The sequence below is a fragment of the uncultured Candidatus Puniceispirillum sp. genome, from assembly GCF_963979125.1.
GTDB lineage: Bacteria > Pseudomonadota > Alphaproteobacteria > Puniceispirillales > Puniceispirillaceae > Puniceispirillum.
The window spans coordinates 1-1871 of sequence record NZ_CAXBVX010000181.1 but is presented as its reverse complement, the minus strand read 5'-3'; the positions used below and the strand labels follow the sequence as shown (position 1 = coordinate 1871).

Genomic DNA, 1871 nt, shown 5'->3' with positions numbered 1-1871 from the left:
CAATACCAGGCAATATGCTTGGCAAAGTAATACTCAAGAAAATGACCAACCATAACCATGAAATCTTGGTCGATTTGATGGCGTTTGGTGGCGGGATTAATTTCCTTTACCTGGCTTTGGCCTGACGGCCGTTGCTGATAAACGGAGATCATGGGTAGATAGTAAAGGTCCAATAACAGATTTGAAGCGCTGTTACTTTTGAAAGTCAATTTCACCGCGCATCATGCAGTCGATCATTGTTGATGAAAGTTCTGGCAAGTCTGGTGGTATCGTTGAGGCCTGCGGCAATCTTAGCCGTGACTTTGTCGCATCGACGCCATCACGCCGAACATAGCGCTCAGCATCCCCCTGAAATGCCACATAATCCCAATCTGGTTTTTTGCCCGGCACCTTGGCAATAAAGCTCCGGCGACGCTGGCTTGCGACAATTTTGGCCATCAGCATGTCCGGATCATAGCCATCCATGCCAATCTTTTTAAGCACGGCAAGAATTGGCGCATTGGACGCATATTCGGCAAGGTTAACGCGCTCATCGGGGTCAGCCTCCAGGTTAAACAAAAGATCAGGGTGGCCATGAGTATAAATATATTTATACTCACCTTTTTTGACCATACGGCATGGCACGCACGGTCCAATCGCCAGATAATCAGCGATCACATAATCTGCCGCTATACTCGCATTACCTGTCAGAAGTGGCATGAGACTATGCCCAGCTAACTCGGCTATCGCCGGGCGAAGCAGCGCTGTATCCTTTCCGCCAAAATCGATAAATGTCGGCAGCAAATCAATAAGCGAGCTGTTCGCATCAATTCGCATATTATTTGCAACGCGCCCATCCGATATAACTAGAGGTACACGTGCTGACCATTCCCAAAAACATTGTTTAAACCACATTCCACGCTCGCCCATCATCTCACCATGATCTGATGTGAAAATGACAATTGTGTCTTCGCGCAAACCCGTTTCGTCCAATTGATCCAGCATCTGCCCAAGTTTTTCATCAAGATAAGAAATCATCGCATAATAGGCATGGCGTGCATTTAGCAGATGATCCTTAGTTATGCTATGGCGGTGCCGACCATGTGCGAAGAACAAAGCCTTCGAAAAATAATCAAGCGCGGCAAAGGGAATTTCAGACACGGCTGGCAAATCAATATCCTTGTGATCATAGAGATCCCAGTAGCGCTGCGAAACATTAAAGGGTGTATGCGGGCTGGTAAACGAAACCACCCCAAAAAACGGCTTCTTATCGTCTGATCGGGCAAGGTCATAGATTTTACGAGAGGCCTGAAACGCCACGTCATCGTCATAATCTTCCTGCATGGTTCGGATACAGGGGCCAGCCTCAACAACCCCATTAAGAGCCGTACCTGATGGCACAAAGGCCGGGCCAGCCGACCAATCTGCAATCCATTGAAAGTCGGCCGGATAAACGTCAGTCGTCAGACGTTCTTCAAACCCATGAAGCTGATCAGGCCCAATAAAATGCATCTTGCCACATAAAAAGGTCTGATAGCCTTGCGCACGCATGAAATGCGCCATCGTTGGCAGTGATGATGCGATCTCATTTGCATTGTCATAAACCCCGATATCAGGGCTTAATCGTCCCGTCAGCATTGATGCCCGGCTGGGAACACACAAAGGATTGTTCGAATAATTATTGGTAAAGACGGCGCCTTGCGCGGCAAGCCGTTCAAGATTAGGTGTCTTGCAGACCCCATTGCCATAGAGCGACAGGGCTTGCGCTGCCAGTTGATCAGCCATCACTAGCAGGATATTTGGCTGATGACTCATTTGACACCCCCATCTGGACGCGCAAAACCAAAGCGGCTATAGGCTTCGGCAGGCGCGTCAAGTTTAACCATATTATC

Annotated in this window: 1 protein-coding gene; it reads right to left on the bottom strand. The window is 48.4% G+C overall.

Translation table 11 applies throughout. The features are described 5' to 3' along the window. Nucleotides 1-192 precede the first annotated feature (192 nt). Nucleotides 193-1794 carry a choline-sulfatase gene (betC, locus tag ABNT28_RS10975; protein ID WP_348721625.1) on the bottom strand — a complete coding sequence of 534 codons (1602 nt, stop codon included), beginning with the start codon at nt 1792-1794 and terminating at the stop codon, nt 193-195. Nucleotides 1795-1871: the final 77 nt, after the last annotated feature.